The 499-nt window shown below is 58.3% G+C and carries 1 protein-coding gene and 1 pseudogene; one reads left to right on the top strand and one right to left on the bottom strand.

The annotated features are described in order from the left end of the window. Positions 1–354, top strand: a 354-nt coding sequence (locus ALO43_RS15465; RefSeq protein WP_054997763.1) for a DUF3833 family protein, incomplete at its 5' end; no start/stop codon positions are given. A 39-nt stretch (positions 355–393) separates the two neighbouring features. On the opposite strand, the pseudogene ALO43_RS30165 reads toward ALO43_RS15465, so the two are convergent. Next, a pseudogene (locus ALO43_RS30165) lies at positions 394–499 on the bottom strand (GTP 3',8-cyclase MoaA); the annotation flags it as partial.

The raw sequence follows: 499 nt of genomic DNA, 5'->3' as shown, positions 1-499 counted from the left end.
ACCGTGGTGATCGACGGGCACAGTGAAGGCGAAGTGCTGGTCATGCACGAGGCCTTCAGCTACAGCGATGGCACCAAGCAGGTCCGGGAGTGGCGTTTGCGTCCTGACGGCCCGGGACGCTGGAAGGGCACGGCAGGTGACGTGGTTGGCGAGGCCTATGGCGAAGTGTCAGGCAACAGCTTCCACTGGAACTATGTGCTCAGGTTGCCGGTGGACGGCACCGAGTATGACGTCAGCCTGGATGACTGGATGTACCTGATCGACAAGCAGACTATGGCCAATCGTTCGTCGATGACCAAGCTGGGTGTCGAAGTCGGGCAGATCACCTTGTTCTTTCGCAAGGCCGGCAAATAAATAACGCCTCGTATGAGGCGTTATCCTTCAGGTCGGCTGTCAGCCGCCCGTCATGTTCATGAAGCGCACGACCTGCACGCCATCGTCGTGGGTGAAGTTGTGGCTCCACGGCTTGATTTGCATCGCATCGATGATGGCTTTTTCG

Source organism: Pseudomonas tremae (assembly GCF_001401155.1).
Lineage (GTDB): Bacteria > Pseudomonadota > Gammaproteobacteria > Pseudomonadales > Pseudomonadaceae > Aquipseudomonas > Aquipseudomonas tremae.
Note: the sequence above shows the minus strand (reverse complement) of the source record. Positions and strands in the feature narration are given on the sequence as shown.